General features: G+C 62.0%; 3 protein-coding genes. 2 read left to right on the top strand and 1 reads right to left on the bottom strand.

The annotated features are described in order from the left end of the window. Positions 1-900 (bottom strand): substrate-binding domain-containing protein (locus tag EN991_RS30135; RefSeq protein WP_164769474.1); only part of this gene is annotated, 900 nt, incomplete at its 3' end. Positions 901-1,367: 467 nt separating this feature from the next. On the opposite strand from EN991_RS30135, the gene EN991_RS30130 reads away from it, so the two are divergent. Continuing rightward, on the top strand, positions 1,368-2,108 hold the full coding sequence (locus tag EN991_RS30130; protein ID WP_013530854.1) for an ATP-binding cassette domain-containing protein: 741 nt from the start codon (positions 1,368-1,370) through the stop codon (positions 2,106-2,108). 42 nt (positions 2,109-2,150) lie between these two features. After that, positions 2,151-2,975: ABC transporter permease (locus EN991_RS30125; RefSeq protein ID WP_164769473.1), on the top strand; the 825-nt coding region annotated here is incomplete at its 3' end.

The following is a 2,975-nucleotide window of genomic DNA, read 5'->3' as shown; positions in this document are numbered from 1 at the left end:
GTCGATCATCACCGACGGTGCCTTGTAGCCCATTTCGAACGGCCGCTGGCCGACCAGAGCCGTTACAAGGCCGTCACGAGCGATCGCAATCTCGTCGCCGATCGTGTCGGCGGCACCGATGACGAAGTCGTTGCTGGCGATCCGGTCCTTGAGCGGTCCGAACAGATCGCGATAGGGCTGCGGCGCGCCGAACAGCGGCCAACCGCCCATGATGCCGAAGGCGTCCAGCTTGGGGTTGGCGGCGAGGATGTCGGTCATCGCCTGCACGCCCTTGGCGCCATCGTCGTTGGTGAACACCGGGCAGCCGGCGACTTCGGTCCAGCCACCTTCACCGGCAAGTGCGGCGAGGCCCTCCTTGCCCGACAGTGCGTCACGCATGCCTTGCGCGCGGCGCAGGATGTTGTCGGCTGCCGGGTTGCCTTCGATGGTGCAGATCGTGCCACCATTCGGCTTGCCCTTCTTGATGTACTCGCCGATCTTCTTGCCCATCAGGTAATTGTCGGTACCGAGATAGGTCTTGCGAAGACCTGCGTCTTCCTTGCTGAGATCGGCATCGACCGTCATGATCGGGATCGACGGATTGGCACTCTTGATCGTCTGCGCGATCAGCGGCGCGTTGGACGGCGAGATCGCCATCGCCACCGTGTCGGCCTTGCTCAGCATGTCCTGGACGATCTGCGCCTCGCCGGCCTCGTCCGAAGTCGACGCCGGACCGGTGTAGAAGCATTCATATTCCGAGCTGGCGTTTTCCTTGTTCCATTTCTCGCAGCCCTGGTGGATGGCCTCGAAGAACGGATTGTCGAGACCTTTCACGACAATGACGAGCTGTTTCTTGGCCAAAGCCGGCCCGGCACCCAACGCCATGGCGGCGACGGCGGCGAGCAAAAGTGTTTTCCTCATGTCAGTCCTCCCTTGAAACAAACGGACACGGCGTGCCCGCCATACAGATCGACCGGATGCGTGATGACCGAGGGTCGTTTCGCGAGCGCTCGTGTCGCCAGGACAGATCGATAAGCATTTCCAGATTCGGCTTCAGATCAGCTCACACACAGGTGCCGCCGGATCCTGGACCGTCAAACCTCCGCCAATTCCGGCCGGCGAACCGCCAGCGAGGATCGGCATAATCTCCTCCGACGCTTAGCTAATATCGGCTTGGCGCCAACGTCAATGCTATTTGTCCTACAAAACGGATTTTTAAAATAGTCCTGGCCCAATTCGTCCGACAATTGATTGACGTGCGCCGGCTTTTGCGTAAAAGAACGCTAACGCCGTCTTCGGGAGGAGCCGGGGAGAGCGAGGCCAAAGCAGCGTCGGCATCCACGCCGGTAACAGCTGCAGGTCGCAAAAGCACGGGGAGGCAAAGGCTGGTGGCGGTTCTCGAACTCACCAACATCTCAAGGCATTTCGGCGCTATCCAGGCCGTCAACGACGTTTCGCTGTCGATCGAGCCCGGACAGGTGGTCGGCCTGATGGGCGACAACGGCGCCGGCAAGTCGACGCTGGTCAAGATGATCGCCGGCAATTTCCGCCCGAGCCATGGCACCATGCACATGGACGGCAAGGAATTGATCCTGCACAAGCCGGCGGAAGCCCGCCAGCACGGCATCGAGATCGTCCACCAGGACCTTGCGCTCTGCAACAATCTGACTGCCGCCGCCAATGTCTATCTCGGCCGTGAGTTGCGGCGCGGCGTCGGGCCGTTCCGGATCCTCGACTATGCCTCGATGTACAAGCGTGCCGGCCAGCTCTTCGCCGAATTGAAGTCCGAGACCCGTCCGCGCGACCTCGTCAAGCAGATGTCGGGCGGCCAGCGCCAGGCGGTGGCGATTGCCCGCACCATGCTGTCGCAGGCCAAGATCGTGCTGATGGACGAACCGACGGCGGCGATCTCGGTGCGCCAGGTCGCCGAAGTGCTGAACCTTATCCGCCATTTGCGCGATCAGGGCATCGCCGTCGTTCTGATCAGCCACCGCATGCCTGACGTGTTCACCGTCGCCGACCGCGTCATCGTCATGCGGCGCGGGCGCAAGGTCGCCGACAAGACGATTGCGTCGAGCTCGCCCGAGGAAGTCACCGGGCTGATCACCGGCGCTATCGAACAGGTTTGATTTCAAGCGAATTCCACCACGCACAGCAGATGAAGGTCGACGATGGCACTGACAATTGACCAGCCGATCGAGCATAAGCAGCAATCCTTGGCCGCGAGACTGTTTGCCAGCCAGACTTTCTGGGTGGTGATCGCGGTCATCCTTGCCTGCGTGTTCCTGTCGTTTGCCACCGACGCTTTCGCCACCTCGAAGAACCTCTACAACATCACCCGCAACATCACCTTCGTCGCCATCATCGCGCTCGGCATGACCTTCGTCATCATCACCGGCGGCATCGACCTGTCGGTCGGCTCGGTGCTGTGCCTGTCGTCGATGGTGCTGGCCGTCACCATGCATGCCGGCTACTCGATCGAGGTCGGCATCCTGGCCTCGATTGCCACCGCGCTCGCCATTGGCGCCTTCAACGGCGTGCTGATCGCCTATCTCGGCTTTCCACCCTTCGTGGTGACGCTCGGCATGCTGTCGATCGCCCGAAGCCTCGCCATGGTCGCCTCCAACAACACGGTGGTCTTCCAGTTCGGGCCGGACCATGCCAAGCTTCTGTCATTGGGCGGCGGCGCCTGGGTGTTCGGCATCGCCAACCCGGTGCTTTACATGATCCTTCTGGCGCTGATCACCGGCTTCATCCTGCGCTGGACCAAGTTCGGCCGCCATATCTTCGCCATCGGCGGCAATGAGCACGCGGCAACGCTGACCGGCGTTCCGGTGCGCCAGATCAAGGTTGCCGTCTACATGATCTCGGCGCTGTCGGCGGGCATTGCGGGCATCATCCAGACCGGCTGGCTGGGTGCCGTCACCACCAATCTCGGCACCGGCATGGAGCTGCAGGTAATCGCCGCCACCGTCATCGGCGGCGCCAATCTGGCC

The sequence above is a fragment of the Mesorhizobium sp. M7A.F.Ca.US.005.03.2.1 genome, assembly GCF_003997795.1.
Classification (GTDB): domain Bacteria; phylum Pseudomonadota; class Alphaproteobacteria; order Rhizobiales; family Rhizobiaceae; genus Mesorhizobium; species Mesorhizobium ciceri.
The sequence above is the reverse complement of the archived record's forward strand: the minus strand, read 5'-3'. Positions and strand labels throughout refer to the sequence as shown.